Source organism: Actinomyces sp. HMSC08A09 (assembly GCF_001807465.1).
In the GTDB taxonomy this organism is placed as follows: Bacteria; Actinomycetota; Actinomycetes; order Actinomycetales; family Actinomycetaceae; genus Actinomyces; species Actinomyces oris.
The window spans coordinates 1-16,320 of the sequence record NZ_KV789152.1 but is presented as its reverse complement, the minus strand read 5'-3'; the positions used below and the strand labels follow the sequence as shown (position 1 = coordinate 16,320).

Annotated in this window: 16 protein-coding genes; 2 read left to right on the top strand and 14 right to left on the bottom strand. The window is 66.3% G+C overall.

Annotated features, from left to right (window positions below; genetic code table 11):
- Positions 1 to 445 precede the first annotated feature (445 nt).
- Positions 446 to 847: a hypothetical protein gene (locus HMPREF3165_RS11385; protein WP_070513641.1), complete on the top strand. Its 402-nt coding sequence runs from the start codon at positions 446 to 448 to the stop codon at positions 845 to 847.
- A 54-nt stretch (positions 848 to 901) separates the two neighbouring features.
- The gene (sbnA, locus tag HMPREF3165_RS11380; protein ID WP_051349157.1) at positions 902 to 1,906 is read left to right on the top strand and encodes a 2,3-diaminopropionate biosynthesis protein SbnA; all 1,005 of its coding nucleotides are present in this window, start codon (positions 902 to 904) and stop codon (positions 1,904 to 1,906) included.
- A 669-nt stretch (positions 1,907 to 2,575) separates the two neighbouring features.
- Here the strand turns inward: sbnA and HMPREF3165_RS11375 are convergent.
- The 14 genes from HMPREF3165_RS11375 to HMPREF3165_RS13535 form a co-directional block, all read right to left on the bottom strand.
- Positions 2,576 to 4,939 carry a beta-ketoacyl synthase N-terminal-like domain-containing protein gene (locus tag HMPREF3165_RS11375; RefSeq protein WP_070513638.1) on the bottom strand — a complete coding sequence of 788 codons (2,364 nt, stop codon included), beginning with the start codon at positions 4,937 to 4,939 and terminating at the stop codon, positions 2,576 to 2,578.
- Positions 4,936 to 5,925 (bottom strand): aminomethyltransferase, encoded by a 990-nt coding sequence (locus tag HMPREF3165_RS11370; RefSeq protein WP_004564754.1) that lies wholly within the window; start codon positions 5,923 to 5,925, stop codon positions 4,936 to 4,938. The genes HMPREF3165_RS11375 and HMPREF3165_RS11370 overlap by 4 nt, the downstream gene beginning before the upstream one ends.
- Positions 5,926 to 5,986: 61 nt before the next feature.
- Positions 5,987 to 6,616 (bottom strand): DUF6365 family protein, encoded by a 630-nt coding sequence (locus HMPREF3165_RS13950; protein WP_256275302.1) that lies wholly within the window; start codon positions 6,614 to 6,616, stop codon positions 5,987 to 5,989.
- Between the two features lie 410 nt (positions 6,617 to 7,026).
- The gene (locus HMPREF3165_RS11355; protein WP_070513631.1) at positions 7,027 to 9,165 is read right to left on the bottom strand and encodes a GNAT family N-acetyltransferase; all 2,139 of its coding nucleotides are present in this window, start codon (positions 9,163 to 9,165) and stop codon (positions 7,027 to 7,029) included.
- Complete coding sequence (gene fabZ, locus HMPREF3165_RS11350; RefSeq protein ID WP_004564757.1) at positions 9,162 to 9,656, bottom strand: 3-hydroxyacyl-ACP dehydratase FabZ; 495 nt, start codon at positions 9,654 to 9,656, stop codon at positions 9,162 to 9,164. The genes HMPREF3165_RS11355 and fabZ overlap by 4 nt, the downstream gene beginning before the upstream one ends.
- Positions 9,657 to 9,688: 32 nt before the next feature.
- Positions 9,689 to 9,967, bottom strand: coding sequence for a phosphopantetheine-binding protein (locus HMPREF3165_RS11345; protein WP_004564758.1), 279 nt, complete (start codon positions 9,965 to 9,967; stop codon positions 9,689 to 9,691).
- Between the two features lie 50 nt (positions 9,968 to 10,017).
- A complete protein-coding gene (locus HMPREF3165_RS11340) occupies positions 10,018 to 10,797 on the bottom strand; it encodes an SDR family oxidoreductase (protein WP_070513628.1) in 780 nt (259 codons plus the stop codon).
- Positions 10,794 to 11,729: an ACP S-malonyltransferase gene (locus tag HMPREF3165_RS11335; protein ID WP_070513625.1), complete on the bottom strand. Its 936-nt coding sequence runs from the start codon at positions 11,727 to 11,729 to the stop codon at positions 10,794 to 10,796. Before HMPREF3165_RS11335 ends, HMPREF3165_RS11340 begins: the two co-directional genes overlap by 4 nt.
- A 67-nt stretch (positions 11,730 to 11,796) precedes the next feature.
- Positions 11,797 to 12,015, bottom strand: coding sequence for a hypothetical protein (locus HMPREF3165_RS13540; RefSeq protein WP_218079055.1), 219 nt, complete (start codon positions 12,013 to 12,015; stop codon positions 11,797 to 11,799).
- A gap of 1,019 nt (positions 12,016 to 13,034) precedes the next feature.
- A complete protein-coding gene (locus HMPREF3165_RS11325) occupies positions 13,035 to 13,250 on the bottom strand; it encodes a hypothetical protein (protein ID WP_020991479.1) in 216 nt (71 codons plus the stop codon).
- Positions 13,251 to 13,295: 45 nt separating this feature from the next.
- Entirely contained in the window at positions 13,296 to 14,210 is a 915-nt protein-coding gene (locus HMPREF3165_RS11320) for an ABC transporter permease (RefSeq protein WP_070513620.1), read from the bottom strand.
- Entirely contained in the window at positions 14,210 to 15,124 is a 915-nt protein-coding gene (locus tag HMPREF3165_RS11315) for an ABC transporter ATP-binding protein (protein ID WP_070513617.1), read from the bottom strand. The genes HMPREF3165_RS11320 and HMPREF3165_RS11315 overlap by 1 nt, the downstream gene beginning before the upstream one ends.
- Entirely contained in the window at positions 15,121 to 16,149 is a 1,029-nt protein-coding gene (sbnB, locus tag HMPREF3165_RS11310; protein ID WP_070513614.1) for a 2,3-diaminopropionate biosynthesis protein SbnB, read from the bottom strand. The genes HMPREF3165_RS11315 and sbnB overlap by 4 nt, the downstream gene beginning before the upstream one ends.
- On the bottom strand, positions 16,106 to 16,320 hold a 215-nt coding region (locus HMPREF3165_RS13535; RefSeq protein ID WP_218079056.1), incomplete at its 5' end, for a hypothetical protein. The genes HMPREF3165_RS13535 and sbnB, both read right to left, overlap by 44 nt.

Sequence of the window (16,320 nt, the reverse complement as noted above, 5' to 3'; positions counted from 1 at the left end):
AGCACCACGTTCACGCCGATAACCCTACGCCCTTCATGAGTCTCGTCGGTGTCTTCACGGGCTCGGGGCTCTATGGCTACACTTGGTGAGGTCAGTAAACCCGATGCATCGGTGCGGCGTGGAAGCCGTCCGTCATCGGCCGCGCACATTCTCGCTATGAATCTGCTGCACGAGGCCTGAGGGTCTCGTACTTGTCCTTTGGAGGTCTCGTGGAGGTCCTGACGCGCCTACTTCCCTGGATCCTGTTCGGCATCGGACACGCGTTGATCAGCCCCGCTGGGGTGGCGATGCTCGCGGCTGCCGGAGCGCTCCTCGTCATCATCATCGGCTCCCTGAGGTCAGGGTACCGCCCTTCTGAAATGATTCTTGGTGGGGCTACACTCGTCTATTTCGCAGGGTTCACCGTATTGAATCTTCTTGCCCGAACTCGAGCACTCTCTATCACATGGTGGCAGGCGTCCAGCTGTTCCAAGGAGTGGTGGTCCTACTCTTCCTTCTCCTGGGAGAGGTTCCCTTTACTCCCCCTATCGCGCGCAGGAGCGTGCCGAAAGAGGTGGGTGAGAGTCAGCCATTTGTCCGCTTCAAGCGGCTGCTCACCTCCATCTGGATGATCACGTTCTCCGCCAGTGGGCTTGTCATCCTGGGAATGGTTCTTACAGGCACGAGGGATGTCGTGGCCCAGATCGTCGTGATCGTCCTGGCGGGCCTTATCCCCATGTACATCCAGAGGACGCTCATCAGCCGGATGAGCTCACCCATGCGCTCCGCTCGCGCGCCTGACAGCCCGAGGGAGAAAACTCCGGATCCAGGGGTGGAACCCCCGGATCGCTCGCCCTTCGCCGGATAGGAGAGAACAGTGTCCCCCCAATACCCACGGCTGATCCCCCCGCCGATTCAGGACATGTCGGACTTCATCGGGGCCACCCCTCTGCTCCGGTTGTGGAACCTCGGGACCCGTGATGACCTTGAGGTATACGGCAAGCTCGAGCTCTTCAACCCCGCTGGCAGCGCCAAGGACCGTACGGCTCGCTCCTTGCTCCGAGACGCGATGGCCTCCGGCCGTGTGCGCGAGGGATCCCTGGTCGTGGAATCGAGTTCTGGCAACCTGGGCATCGCACTCGCCCGTGCGTGCCGCCTCGAAGGAGTGCGCTTCCTGTGCATCGTGGACGCGCGGACGAACCGATCCGCTGTGACAGCGATGAAGGCCTATGGCGCGCAGGTTGAGGTCATCTGGGAGCCCGATCCCGATCTTGGCGATCTCCTGGCCACGCGGCGCCGCAGGGTGGCCCAGATCCTCGCGGAGGTCCCCGGCGCCGTGAACCTCAACCAGTACGAGAATCCCGCGAATCCCCGTGCCCACCGCGAGGGGACGATGGCGGAGATCGCCGACGCGCTGGACGGGGACGTCGACGAGCTCTTCGTGGCTACGAGCACCACCGGGACCATCAGCGGTTGCGCGGGCTACTGCGCCGAGCACGGCCTCTCCACCCGTCTCACTGCTGTCGATGCCATGGGCAGTGTGCTCTTTGGAGGCCAACCGGGGCGTCGGTTGATCCCCGGCTTCGGTGCGGGCGTTGAGCCGCCGCTCGCGAAGGATCTGCGCCTCGACGGGGTCATCCGTGTCGACGATACCCAGACCGTGGCGGGCTGCTGGCGCCTCGCACTGCTGGAGGGGCTCCTTCTGGGTGGGTCGTCCGGGGCGGTGGCACAGGCATTCCTCCAAAGAGAGTCCTCCTTGGAGCCTGGGAGCAAGGTCGTGCTGCTCTTCCACGACGGCGGCACGTCCTACCTCGACACGGTGTACGACGATGACTGGGTGCGCGAGCGGCTGGGAGTCGAGCCTGGGAGGATGCGCGAGCTCGCGCTCGCGCCAGGCCCGGCCCCGTCGATGCGGGACAGCGGTTAACGCGGAGGGATCGATCCTCCCTTGGCCGGTCCGGTGCCGCGCCCGAAAAGAGCGAGAAGGGCCTCTCCCTCGGCATCGCCGCCGCGCAGGACGATGACCTCCGGAGGGCACTGATCACCATCCGCTGAGGCGCCCTCGCGAGCATGGTCCCGCTGGAGCGCTAGAGAGCAGGTGAATCCCCGTCGAGCCACCGTGCGGATCGTCCAGAGCGCGTCTCGACTGGGAAGCCATCCGTGGCCCGGCTCTTTTGGGATCAGGATCTCACCATCGCGCGGAGTCCGTAGCCCCTTCCCAGTGGCCTTCCACAGGGCTTCCGCCTGGGTCCAGCCGCTGGGGCCTGTGACCGGGACGCCGCACCAGCGCGAGGCGACCGCCCATGCGCGTGGTCGCCGTCGGTCATCCTCCAGATCAATGCCCAGTGGCCGCCTCGACGAGGCCACCACCCAGCGGTTGCCGACATGCGAGGCCGACCACCAGCGCCCGCAGGTTCCGCACCGGTGGCGATGGTCCGCCTGGGTGCGAGGCAGGCAGGCGACCCCGCCCTCGCAGGTCACCACTCGCGCGGCGACAGCGGCGATAAGCGCTCGGCCGGACGGCGAGGCGGCCCGGCCGAGCGCATCGCGCGGCGATCGCGAGACCCCGGCTGCGAGGAGAACCTCGCCGGATCGCTCAGACCCGGGCACCCGGGCCGACCTCGACGAGGAGGCTTCCATACGTCCCACCGCTGTCGCTGGACGAGACCAGGAAGGTGCTCCCGGCATCAGCGCCAGCTGTCAGGCCGTGCACAAGCCCGATCATGGGGGCTGATGTTCGCGTGTCCCCGACGAAGGCCTTGGGGGCGAAGAGCTCCGTCCGCTCCAGCCCCGCCAGCGTCCGGGCGCGGGTCTCGACATCGTCGATGCCTGGAACACCGCATGCGTCGGAGACCAGGAGATCCACGTCATCCGCACCGACTCCTGCCTCCGCCAGCGCGAGTTCGAAGGAGCGCGCCCATGGCGCGCCGTCGGTGTCCATCCGACCGTTACGGGCGGAGCCCCCCGTCATCCCGAAGCCGCGGATGCGACCCAGCACAGCGGCGTCGGACGGAACAAGCTCCGCCGCCTCGAGCAGGATCGCCACTCCGGCGCCTCCGAGGAGGCGTCCCGATCCCTCGAACGGCCGGCAATCGTCGCGTGACATGTACCCCGGTATCCAGGCGTACCCCGCGACCATTGACGCCGGCGTCTCATCCGTGGAGAGCACGATGATCCGATCGGCGTGACCCGTGGCGATGAGGCGCTGGGCGAAGTACAGCGCTGTCACGGATGCCGGGCCCCTGCCGTAATGGGTGGCGGTGGGGCCGCGAAGCCCGTTCAACAGTCCCACGTATCCGGCGGCGGCGTTCATGACGGTGTTCGGGAAGTCCCGAGCGCTACCGGTGCCTGACTCGATCAATGCCCGCTCGAAGGTCTCGATTGAGTCGATCGGCCCGCTCGTCGCACAGATCACTCCAGTGCCTGAGCGTTCCGCGCTGCTCAGTGCTCGCGCATTGAGCACCTGTGAGGCGGCGACGGCGGCTCGGCGGGGGAGATTGTCCATCTTGCGATAGAGGCGGGGGTTGATCCCCTGGCGATGGTTCGCCGGGGGGATCTCAGCGGTGGGGAACAGCCCCCGGCCCTCGAGATCGACGAACGTGCCACCATAGGCGCGCTTGCGCTCGCGGAAGTGCGAGGCCAGATCCGTCGCATTCTTTGCGTCCCCCGCAAGGGCGCCGATCCCCGTGATAACGACCTGCCGTGAAGAGAGGGGCGATTGCTCGTGCCTTATTCCAGGCGCTGCGAGCACGAGGGAGGCATTGTTCCCCCCGAAGGCGAAGGAGTTCGAGACCACGACCCGCACATCGGCGTCCCGCGCTTGATCGGGCACGACGTCCAGACCGGGGATTGTCTCAGCGCCCGGGGGGATCACTGTTGGCGGGAGCTTCCCGTCCCTGATCGCGAGAGCGGAGACAACCGCCTCCACGGCCCCTGCGGCGCCCAGTGTGTGACCAGTGATCGATTTGGTCGAGCTCACCGGCGGCGGCGTCGGACCGAAGAGGTCCTTGATGGCGCGCGGCTCAGTGACGTCATTGGACGGTGTCCCCGTGCCATGGCCGTTGATATAGTCGACGTCGCCAGTGCTGACACCGGCCATCTCCAACGCGCGCGCCATGGCGGCCCTCGCGCCCACTCCCTTCGGATCCGGAGCGGTGGGGTGATAGGCGTCCGCGCTGAGGCCGAAACCGGCGACGACCGCGAGAGGGCGCGCGCCGCGCTCCTCTGCGGCCCCCCTGCGCTCGAGCACGAGGCAGCCCGCCCCCTCCCCGAGAGTGGTGCCGGTGCTGCGCGAGTACGGCGCGCATCCGAGGGGATCGAGCGCGCCCAGGTCCTGGAAACCTCCGAAGGACAGGTACGCGAGCGGATCGACACCACCGGTGAGGACGGCATCGGCGCGGTTATCGCGCAGGAGCTCGAGGGCGAGGGCGATCGCGACGGCGCCGGCCGCGCACGCGTTGGACTGCACGCAGCGCGGACCGCGAAGGTTGTGCCGGCGGGCGAGATCATCGAGAACCGCGTCGATGGGGTAGTCGATGAGGAGATGGCCATCGGCGGATGCCAGTCCGCTCGCGACCCACTGCCGGTGGAAGCGCTCCCCGAGTCGCTGACCTCCCAACGAGGAGCCCAGCACGATGCCGAGGCGTTCAGGATCGTAGGCGCCGCTGTCGAGTAGACCGGCGTGGGCCAGTGCCTCCTGCGCGGCCCGGCGCGCGATCTCGATGCAGCGGTCCTGCCCAGGAGGTTCGGATAGTGCATCCGCTGTCACGAGACCGTCGTCGTCCAGCCGGATGCTCAGTTGGCCAGCTACCTTGACCTCTCGGTCGATTGGTACGATGGTAGTCTGGCGGATTCCGCAATGGCCTGCGAGGATGTTGCTCCAGCTCTCCTCGACATCTCCGCCGACGGCGGTGAGGAGGCCGATCCCGGTAATGACGATGTCTTCTGGCGAGGCGCTCATCCGATTGGCTCCGTCCAGGACCGGGGATCGACGGCGGGGCGGGAAACGGTGCGCAGACTCACCCCGCCAGCCTCAAGTTCCAAGCCGGGCACGCACCACGGGACCTCGAGGAGGGCTAGTCCGAAGCTATCCTCGGCGCCCTCGAGCCGGGATGCCCAGTGGATGGTCCCCACCGGCTCGCCCGCGGCCGTCACCTCGGTCCCCGCGGCTGGCACATGACCGGCCTCGCTGCGAACGGCGACGATGCCAGCCGTACGCTCCTGGGGGGAATCGACGCGACCGCGGTAGTCGTCCTCGCGATCGAGGCCTGTCAGCCACTGCGCGCCGGCCTCGGCTATCCCAAGGCCACCAGCGAAGAGCTCGGGGAACATCGGGTGCGCGACCTCGAAGCTGGCCCGAAGCAGTGCCTCGCGGCCGATCTCGACGCCGACGGCGTTCTTGACTGCCCCGAGCAGGTAGGCGCGCAACTGATCGGCGTCGCAGCGACCGGTCAGCACGTAGCCGTACTCCCCGGTGGTCCCCGTGCGCGCGAGTTTCCCGTCCTCCAAGACGCCGTCGATGTGGACGGGAACGAACTCGCCGAGCGCGAGCGTCGCGATCTCCCCGTTGACGAGGGCCGCGACAGCCCGCCATGCCGCAGGGCCCTCAACTGCCAGGCTCGTCGCGCCGGGGAGGATCTCCACCGTCACGTTGCCCGCGGAGTCCGCCTCAGTGGCGAGGGAATCGAGGAATCGCGCCGGGTCGTCGCTGAGCACGAGGAGATCATCGTCCTCGACGAGCACGAGGACCTGGTCAATAGGGCGGCCCTCTTCATCGAGGACAAGGCTCTCCAGCAGTGTGCCGGGGCCACTGAACTCAACGGTCCGCGCGAGGAGGCCGGAGAGGAAGCCCTCGCGCTCAGGGCCCGATACACGCGCCACAGCGCGGCCCCGGGGATAGACGGCGAAGGTGGTGCGCAGGGATTGATACTCGTCGAATGCGGTCATGACTGCTCCTTATCCGGGTTCTGTTGGGACTTGGTTTGTGGTGGTTGGTACTGCGCTGCCCCTAGGAGGCCCATTCCTTCGATGCCCCCTCCTTCCTCCTCTCCTGTTGGGCGGGTGCGGAGCTCGGGAATGCCTCTGGACTCGCGCCCGTCGTGTTCAGCATTGCGAGGACAGAGGTTCCGAGGGGAGCGGCCTGGGCCATGACGCCCGAGGTCAGATTGTCAGACACGTAGAGATCCGCAGCGGCTTGGAGCGAGTCGAACTCGTCGACGTCGAGCAGTCCCGTCGAGACGAACTGCGTTCTGCTGGTACTGGCCTCGACCCGTGAGGTGCCCTGGATGCCCACGATGGCGATAGGCTCGTCGACCAGGTCCAGGATGCCGGAGAACCAGTCATCCATGTACTGGTAGTAGGTCTTCGGGGCCGCTCCGCGCGATCGCGGCCACGAGATCGTCCACGGGCGAGTTGGGCGTGGGTGGCTGCCGTCCACGCGGAGCGCGCGAGCACGAGCAGGTGCCGGCCTCGCTCGAATCCGAGCCGCTGCCGGACCTGGTTCTTCGAGCGCGTGGGGCGCGCTCCCGAGGCATACTTCGCGAACGCCCCTTCCTTGCGCGGGCCAGCAACCGGCACCGCTCGGATGATGGGGAGACCCTCGGGCAGAGCAGGCAGATCGACGGTTGACGGGAATCATCGGCGTATGCGTTCGGCGCCCTGGATGATGAGCGATCGCGAGCTCGAGAGAGCGGGCGCCGGGCCCCAGGCACAGCGAGTCCGCAGCGAGGCTTGGGAAGCCCAGCTCGAGCAGTTCACGGATACTCGCAGCAGTGGGCTCGAGCGCCCAGATGTGGTGGTCGGCCAGCACCAGGAGATCGGGCGCGATGGCCCGGACGCGATGGAGAACCGCTTCTGCGTCCTTCCCACTCTCGGAGAGGAGTTCCGCGTCCGTCTCGCTCGACTTGGCGTAGTCCAGATTCCTGCGGCTCACCATGCACTGGACGCGCCATCCGCCAGCCAGAAGATCTCGCCCGGCCACCAGCGCGTTGTGCAACTCGCCGATCGAGAACTTCGACGGGCATAGGAACATCGCGGCCTGCGTGGACATCAGGCGCTCCCACCCGTCTGGTCTCCGGAGTGGTCCTGGGCCTCAGCGCCCGAGAACTCAGCGGCGGACTCCTCGAGGGCCAAGCTCCAGTGGGACAGGCTCGTCGCGGAGGCGCTGCGCTGAGAATAGAGGGACAGGACCCAGCTCTTGAGGCGCGCTCGCACGAGGATCACGGGGCGCGCCGCCTCGAGCGGCTCGATCCGCAGGTAGCGTTTTGCCCCTAGGGGGATCCGCGCCACCGACGTCCATGCCGACCATTCCATCCCGTCGTGATGGTGGACGACGAGATCACCGTCGCTGTCCGCCATCGCGATCCCTTGAGGATCGATGGGCAGACGCAGGTTCACGACCGCCTCGCCCTCTCCAGCGGGTGCTCGCAGTTGTGGTACCAGGAGGCTCAGGTCCTCGCTCGCCTCGAGCGTCCACGATCCGAGTGCAGGATGCGCTGAGGGATCTGCTTCGGGGAGGAAGGGGATCCCGCCATGTGGGGCAAGGCCTTCGCCGTACTGGAGGTCGTAGCGGGGGAACTCCGAGAGCGCTGGCCAGAGGCAGGGCTGCGCTGCCACACGGGAGCGCCGACCACCGCCGCCGATACTGCTAGCGACCACGCGCCCCGCCACCCGCCACTGAACGACCCCACCATCTCGAACCAGGATCCGCGAGTTGGCTTGGCCCGCACACGCGTAGGACTGCTCACCAGAGGCGACCCAGGCAAGCGGAGCGGTGGAACGGACACGCGCCGGAGGATCCGGGTGGGGATTGACTGCCGGGATCTCACCGAGTTCGATCCTGACACTCATCTTGTCGTCGGCCAGGCAGGCGCCGTACGGGCGCAGGAGTCCGCTGCCCTTCCACGACAGTGAGGTCGTGATGCCATGGGCGCGGTCCGTATACGTGTGGCGGGCGCCGTCGGCGCTCACCGCCTCTTGCGGGTCGAGCGCGGCCTCGAAGCCGCTGAGGTGGAGCGGCCATGCGCCGCGGCGCAGGTGACCCTCGCGCTCGCGCCGCTCATCGGTGATGGCCAGTTCGGTGGTGCGCAGGAGGCACAAAGGCTGCATGACCAGTCCTCGTGGTCCTCCCCCTTGGGAGGCGGAGTCAATATCGATCCCGGAGGCCGTCAGCGCGATTCTCCGGATCACGTGCACCCCGCCCTGCTCGCAGGTCTGGATCCAGCCCTGCGGTGTCTCCTCGGTGGACAACGGGAGAAGTGGAGGTCGGAACGGGGCGATCTGGAGGCCGTGCCCGTCTGGGAAGGGATCCACGAGGACGGGACCGGCGTGATCGGGATGCTCGACCACCAGGGAGCCGCGCTCATCGATGCGCGCGGAGAAACGCCCGATGGAACGGGGGGCGGAAGGCTCTGCGGGCCCGGGCGCAGCCGGTGCGCCAGCCCCTTTCGCCCAGGCGACGAGATCCTCCCGGGGACTGCCATCAACGTTTAGCGCGATGAGCCTTCCCGAATGGGCATCCAGGACGAGGTGGAAAGAACGCTGGTGGAGGTCGAAGTCGAAAGTGATGGTCCTCGTTCCGTCGGTGTGGGTATCTACGCCTCCGCGATCTCCGCTGTGGCGGATGCGCCGCATGAAATGCTTGAGGATCTCCGGGGGGGCCTCATGAGTGTCAGTGATCCCTTCCTCCTCGCCCAGGAGATGGAGGACACCGGGGAGATGATTGACCATCTCGACGAAACCATCACCGTTGGAGATCGGAGGACCAACGGCCCGGAATCCCGCCTGGGCGTAGAGACGCCGCGCTACCTCGTTCGCCGGGTCGACCCTCAGCCGCACCGTTCCCACCTCCGCTGCGATGAGGTACTGGAACATCGCGGTGAGCAGGCGGCCCGAGACGAGGCTATTGCGGTGCAGGGGGTCCACCAGGTAATGGTCGCCGAAGAGCTCGCCGGGCCCTGCGGCGAATCCGTCCGCGCGCTCAAGCAGCATGATGGTGCCGACCACACGCCCGCCGTCCTGGGCCACGCAGGCGTAGCGCAGGCCACTCTCCGTTAGGGAGCGTCGAAGACCGGTGGCATCCAGGGGGACGCCCGCGCGTCCGGCCGATCCGTACCCCAGGCGGGTGAAGAAGCGGGCGACCGCCTCCGAATCCTTCTCGGAATTAAATGGGTGGTACAGGATCGTCACGGGACTGCCTCCTCGGTGGAGAACATGACCGCGATCTGACCCGAGGCGACCTCGGTCTTGTTGACCGTGATGCTGACGACGAAGTCGCCGAGCGCGCCCACGAGCGTTTTGAGCCGCGCCTCGATGCGCAGTTGATCGCCTGGCCGTACCAGGCGGATGAACTTGAACGACTTAATGCGGGCCATGTATCCGCGCGTCAGCGAATGCTTGGGTGTGCCCACCATGACGAGACCAGCCACATGGCTCGCGACCTCAACGAGGAAGATCCCTGGGAAGATGGGCTCGCCGGGGAAGTGCCCCGCGAAGACTGGGTCTGAGACGCTGACATTCTTGATCCCGACCGCTCTCCTGCCCGGATCCAGCTCGATGAGCCGGTCGAGGAAGACGAAGGGATGACGGTGCGGCAGCACCTTCATGAGATCCGAGGCCTCGACCGGCATCCGGCGGAAAGCTGCGGGAAGGGCCTCCGGGGGCTTCTCCTCAGCGCCCACGGCCGCCGCGCTCGTGGGCTGTGGCTCCGCACTCACGACTGGGCTTCGATCTTGTCAGCCAGCTTGTTCACCGAGCCGAAGATATGCTGGTTGTCATCGGTGAGGTAGACGGCGAAGGTCTCCTCGATCGCCGAGACGATCTCGAGCGTGTCGAGGGAGTCCAGTTCCAGTCCCCTCCCGAACAGAGGCTGATCGGAATCGATCTGCCCAGGCTCGATGGGCAGATCCAACTCGTTGACGAGCATCTCCTTGATCCGCGCATTGAGGTCGGTACGGGCCTGAGCGATCTCTCGGAGCTCCTGGGTGTTCATGGTTCTCTCCGTTCTATGGGGTTTCGAAGCACTGGAGTTGATTGGATAAGTCAGAGGGTGAGACCGCCGTCGAGGGTCAGGACCTGGCCCGTGATGTAGCTCGCCTCGCTCCCCGCCAGGAAGCGCACCGTGTTGGCGATCTCCAAGGGGGTCGCCATGCGCTGCATTGGGATCTTCGAGGTCAGCTCGCTGCGCGCCTTGGGGTCCATGCGGCGGACCATCTCGGTCTCGGTGAATCCCGGTGCGACGGCGTTCACGCGTATTCCGAGGCTGGCGGCCTCCTTGGCGAGTGTGCGGGTGAGCGCGTTGATCCCGCCCTTGCTCGCGGAGTAGTTGGTCTGCCCCGCGCTCGCATGCGAGCCGGAGATCGAACTCATGAGCACGATGGAGCCACCGGTCCTCCTCATGCGCTTGACAGACTCGCGACAGCACAGAAATGCTCCGTCAAGGTTGGTCCGCAGGACTTTGTGCCATGACTCGAAGGACATCGTCCCGATGAGCCCGTCCTTGGTGACACCGGCGTTGATGATGACACTCGAGAGCATATCGAGGAATCCGACGGACTCTCGGAAGAGGTTGCGGACCTGCTTCTCGTCAGATATGTCGGATCGCACCGCGAGACCGCGCCGTCCCATGTACTCGACATCGGCGATCACGCCGGTGGCGTCATCGGCACGACTGCGGTACGAGATGACGATGTCGTATCCGGCTTCGGCGAGCTTGAGGGCGCACGCACGGCCGATGCCGCGTGATCCACCGACGATTAGCGCGCCGGACGAGGGCACTCCCCTCTGGTGGGAATCCTCAACTGATGGGTGTGTGGTGCTCACAGGACCTCCTCGTGGCTGTCGTTAATGACAGCGATGCGTAGATGCCTCGGTCGATCACGCCACATGCGCGCGAGGATCCGGCCATCGCCGAAGATGTAGCCGCTCGTGCAATGCGAAGCCTCCTGGATCACGGCGTCCCAGCGCACGGGTTTGGTCAGTGCCATGCGAAGGTCCTCTCGGACGCCCTCGCAGTCCTCGGCGAAGATGGCGGAGCAGCAGCCGAAATAAGGGCGCACACCTGCTGCGAATACCGACTCATCCAGCGCTGTTGCGGCGATCTCCTGGTCCCAGGCCTCCTGAGCGGGTTGCATCATCCGTGAGTGGAAGGCGTGAGAGACATTCAGACGAGTGCCGCGGCGGCCGATCGTATCCACCGCTTGTCGCAGCCCGTCCTCCGGTCCTGACAGGACGATCTGGCGGGGCCCATTGAACGCTGCCACCTCCAATCTGTGGGCGCTGGCGATCTCGAGCGCCCGTTCCCGCGCCTCGGGCGTCGTGATGGATACTGCGAGCATGCCGCCCTGCCCTGGGGTGGAGCCCATGAGCTCCCCTCGACGACGGGCCAGGCGCACGCCCTGACCGAAGGGGAGGAGACCACAGGCGATGGCGGCTGAAAGGGCGCCGATGGAATGTCCCGCGAACCACTGGGGCAGGTCCTCCTTATCCGACTGCCGGGCCCAAGCGAGATAGCCCGCGGCGCTGGAGGCGACGATCGCGGGTTGCGCGTTCTCGGTGCGGGCGAGTTTCTCCTCAGTGCTGTCGGTGATGAGGGCGGGCAGATCGAAGCCGAGTGCCTCGGAGGCCTGCTTGAAGAGATCAGCGACGTATGGATCCTTCGCGAGCAGCCTCATTCCCATTCCTCGGCGCTGCACTCCTTGACCAGGGAACCACGCGAAGCGGTCAGTCGCGGGCCCGGGAGGGTTGTCGTTCATGGGGCTGGACCTTTCCTTCGTTGGATGGATCTGTGAGAGGGCTCTCGCGGGGGAGGCGGTGGATGAGTCATCCATTCTGCGACATCTCTTCCGCGCGCCGGGCGGGCGTAAGTCCCTGGCGCTCCGCGGTGTCCGCTAGATGTCGTGCCAGATCTTCCTGAACGGCGGTGCTAGTGGCGAGAGTGGAGTCAAGCGCCTCGCCGAGATCGGGCGCGGCGACGTCGAAGGGCATCTCGGCATCCCAGCTCCGCGCGTAGCTCGTCACCTTCGCCACGGGAAGACTCACCCGTGGTACTGCGTGGGAGCACGCGATAATCCGCGCGTGCAGGGACGTGGCGACGACAGCCATCGATCCGGCGATCACTCGCAGGAGCGCCTCGGGGGCGCGCTCCCGCGCAACCGTCGCCCCGATCCCGCGTCCAGCGAGCCCCGCCGCGAGTTCCTCGGCTTTATCGAAGGAAATCGTTCCCGGACGCAGTGCCCGTGCACATGATCGTCACGCCCCTCCGAGCCACTGCGCCTGAGGAGGTCAGGGGATCGAGAATCGCGCCGGCGCCGACCTGCGCGAGGTAGGCGTCCGAGACTTGCATCAGCACGGGGAGGGTTCGGGGAGGCGGGTAGGTCGCCAACCTTGTCCAGCAGGGTGTGGACGACATCCGGTGCGAGCTCAGCCGTGATCCCGTGCTCCAGGCACAGCGCTTGCGAGTCCGAGTCCCTGGCCGAGAGCAAGGGGATACGCTTGAGACCCTCCAGAATCCTGCGGGCGGATCGGGGTGGGGGAAGTCCTAGCGTTGTGAGATCCGCGGAGTTCATGACGCGCACGGTCCCCGCCCTGTGGGGGAAGGCGTCCGGCACGAGGATGTAGGCGAGAGTGTGCTCGGCCGGATGCGCGCCGAGGAGGTCCGCGAGCAGCTGACCGCGCATTCTGGGCGGCGCCGACTGGTAGCCGCACCAGGCACGAGGAGTTACGGATATGCTCCGCACGCTGTGGGGAGACCGCTCCGACGGCCCCGCCGATGGTCCACATCACCTCGGCAGACCTGGCCGACAGCTCATCGGACCAGCGCACGACGCCCTCCGGGGCCAGAGCTCCAGGAGCCGGGGCGAAAGGAGCGGCGCGGATGAGCTCCCTGCCAGGGCGGGTAAGGAGAAGCTTGGGGGCGCGCAGGAGAAGGATGTCGCCCATGTTGCCGCGCTCGTAGGCACCGACGAGGGCCCACCTTCGAGCCTCGTCTCGTGCCTGCGGCTCCGCCTTGCCGCCGTTGTCGCGCGCCCCCATGATGGGCCCCCACTCCGTCGATCCGGTCAGTGCTTGCCTTCAGCCGCCCGTATCCGCGAGCGCACCAACACATCGCCGACGATCGCCCCAAGCGCGATCACGATGACAGGGAGGTAGGGCATAAAGGAGGTGACATGGGCGATCGCCATGATGATCGTGGCGGCCAGCATCGCTAGGCCGATCCAGCGGCACGCGGTCGCAGCGGTCTTCAAGGTACGGGTCGAGTCGGTCGTGTTACTCATGATTCTCTCCATGGGTTGCGGTGGAATCGACGGATTGGCTGGGGGTCAGCTGCGGCGGACAGCGCGGGAGATGTTCGTGGCCGCGAGAGCGGTGAAGACCATGAGCATCGCGACGAGGATGAGGACGATCATCGCGCGCGTGATGTCGTGACCGCCGACGGCAAGGTCGATGCCCATGTCGGCCCGAGTCGCCTCGTGAACGCGCGGATCGAGGTTAGTGATCTCATCAGCGGTGAAGCTGTGGCGCACGAGTGCGCTGGCCTGCGCGAACGGGAGCGAGCCTAGAACGCTCGCCGCGGTGGAGGAGAGCGCCCCGACGTGGACGTAGGTCTCGGCGAAGAACCCGAAGACGACGCCGATAACGGTTGAGACGGCGGTGAACGCGGCGAGAGTGCGCAGTAGAGACACGAGAAATCCCATGAGCGCGGTGAAAGACCCGCTGCAGAGCATCAGCCATCCCCAGGTCTGGAGGATGTGGCTGGTGGAGACCTCGGATCCCCCTGTCAGGCAGTAGAGGACGCCGAGGGCGTAGATGAGGGTGGTCATGATCGCCGAGACGAGGAATGCCGCCGCGATGTAGCCGAGGGTGAGAGCCCAGGGGCTGATAGGGGAGACGAGGAAGTCCCGCCATCGCTGGGACTCCCGGTCGCTGGCGTACTGGCGCATGGCGCCAAGGCCTGTTGTCGCGCTGGCGATGACGCAGGCACTGGCCACCAGCCAGGTGTCCATGAGGCGCGATGCGCTCTCCCGGGTGACAAGGCCCTGGTAGCTGGTGGTCATCGTGTTCACGATGTCGTTCTTCATGAACAGGGTCACGATGAGGATCGCGATGACAGCCCCGAGTAGGGAGAAGAACACGCTTGTCCGATCGATGAAGTAGAGGCGCACGTTGCGCCCTGTCAGGGTGATGATCTTGGCGATGGTGGAGGAATGCCGAGATCCCCGGTGTGTTGTGGCCATCAGTTCTCCCTTAGTTCCTTGCCCGTGAGCGCGAGGAAGACATCATCCATATCCCCCTGCACGAACTCGAAGTCCTCGATGATGCCGCGATGGGCGGCGATGAAGTCGACGGCGTCGCGGGGATTCTCCACCAGGGCCTGCACCCGCTCCGTGCGCTCCGTCGCGCGCAGCCCCGCGGCCGAGAGGGCCTTGACGATCTCCTCGCCCCGGGGGAAGGAGAGCACATGCCTGGAGTAATCACGGCGCAGCGCGCTCGGCGTGCCCTGGGCGATGATGTGCCCGTGGTCGATGAGGACGACTTGGTCAGCGGGATCGGCCTCCTCCATGTAGTGCGTGGTGAGGAAGACCGTGATGCCGAGCTCGCCGCGCAGTTTCCGCAGGGTGCTCCACACGAGGTTGCGCGACTGGGGATCGAGCCCCGTCGTAGGCTCATCGAGGAAGAGCACTTCCGGGTCCCCCAGGAGCGCGCGGGCGATGTCCACGCGGCGCCTCTGCCCGCCGCTGAGAGTCCCGTAGGTGCGATCGAGGATCTCCGTCAGTTGGAGGACCTCCTGGAGGCGCTCGAGATTCGAGCGGCCGCTCCCGTAGAAGCGTGCCCGCGCCAGGAGGTTGGTCCGCACGCTCAGTTCCCTGTCGAGCAGAGAGTCCTGGAAGACGACTCCCAAGCGGTCCTTGACATCCGTCCTGTTCCTTACCACGTCCATCGTCCCGCCATCCGAATGGATGTAGGACACGGTGCCGGCCGTGGGCCTCAGGAGCGTGGTGAGCATGGAGATCGTCGTGGACTTCCCCGCTCCATTGGGACCGAGGAACGCGAACAGTGAGCCGCGCTCAACGTCGAAGGACACGCCGTCCACGACCGGTGTCCCGCTGTACTCCTTGACGAGGTCCCTCACCTCGATGATGTGTGTCACGCGGTCATCTCCTTCCGGTGCCCGGCCCCCGCGTAGAAGTCCGGGATCTCAATGGCTTCCCCCGCCTCGAGGGCCTGGGCGAAGATCCTCGTCGCGACTACGAGGTCGAGGATTCCTAAGCCGAAGGGCGAGAAGACGATGGGACGGTCGTGCGGCACCGCGATCTCGCCTCGGAGTACCTGGGCGAGGGTCCCCGTGATGAAGTTCCGGTTCCCCGCCGCCTGCTCGGTGAGATGGGGTGAGGTCCTCTCCCGGAGACAGTGATCGACGTCGTCCACGATGTTGCTGGCCGCGAGGATGGAGTCCGGGCCGATGTCTCGCAGCGAGATGTTGAGGACGAGCTGGCCCGGGCGGAACCTTCGGTTGATGTACGGCTCGCCCGCCGTGGTCGCCAGCACCACGATATCGGCGTTGATCGCCTCGTCCAGGTCGGCGGAGGGCCGTGCCGGGAGCCCCAGGCCCTCTCCCAGGAAGGCGCACAGCGCCTCGGCGGAGGCATGATCGAGGTCGTGCACGAGGAAGGAGCTCGGGTCGATCGATGCCAGGGTGAGGGCCTCGCAGATACTCCGGGCGATGACCCCCGCGCCGACCACTCCGATCACGGGGCCGCCGGCCGCTTGGGTGGAGTAGCCGAGCTCCTGCGCGGCCAGCGCGGCTGAGGCCGCCGTTCGCGCTGCATTGATCCGCGAGGCCTCCAGGCAGCACAGGGGGTATCCGGTCTCCGGATCGTTGAGGACCATGAGTGCGCTCGCGCGTGGGAGGCCGGCGCTGAGATTGGACGGGAAGCTTGAGACCCACTTGATCCCAGCAGCGGCGTTGCTGTCCATCCGGTAGGCGGGAAGGCCGATGATCCGCGACCCGGCAGAGTCCGGGAGTCGAAGGAATACGCTCTCCGGGACGACAGTTCTGCCGTCATGGTGAAGGAGATAAGCTTCTCGGATCCAATCGATGGTCTCATGGCGATTGCGTGAAAGCACGCTTTCAACTATCGGCCCGGTGACAACGTGAAATCGTTGTAAAGCCATGAAGTGCTCCTCTTGTCATGTCGCCATTGACGGCCATTCTGAGAAACCGCAGAGGTAAACCCTGCTCGTAAGAATAGCGCAAGCCGTAGAATAGCGCAAGCCGTGGTGCGGTGCAATCGACGAGACTCATGAAGGATGCCCGCGTAGGGTTATCGGCGTGAACGTGGTGCT